Source organism: Frigoribacterium sp. CFBP 8754 (genome assembly GCF_014841815.1).
GTDB classification, from domain to species: domain Bacteria; phylum Actinomycetota; class Actinomycetes; order Actinomycetales; family Microbacteriaceae; genus Frigoribacterium; species Frigoribacterium endophyticum.
Genome location: NZ_JACYUO010000018.1, coordinates 1 through 300, shown reverse-complemented (window position 1 = coordinate 300; position 300 = coordinate 1). Strand labels below are relative to the sequence as shown.

At 42.0% G+C, this 300-nt stretch carries 1 protein-coding gene; it reads right to left on the bottom strand.

What is annotated here, in order from left to right; translation table 11 throughout:
• The coding region (locus IFT72_RS16800) for a hypothetical protein (protein WP_371741324.1) at positions 1-226 on the bottom strand (226 nt) is incomplete at its 3' end.
• Positions 227-300 lie beyond the last annotated feature (74 nt).

The following is a 300-nucleotide window of genomic DNA, read 5'->3' as shown; positions in this document are numbered from 1 at the left end:
CATCGCCAACGAAAACATACAACCTCACTATCCTTCCGCCAACACAAACAATTTGAACACTCTTCTGACGGTCATTTATCGCAATAGAAACGTAAGGATGCAAGCGGCCTGTGTTCCTCAGGGTTCGTAATACATCCCGACACAAACGGCTCATGTACCGGTAAACGCACATCAGCGCTTCATTGAGGAAAACTCTGTAGTATTTAAGAAATTCGTTGTGGCTGATACAATCTATTTCCTACACTCCAATATTGTACGCATCCACGTGTAAACAAACAAATTATTCATCTCTAGTGTTAC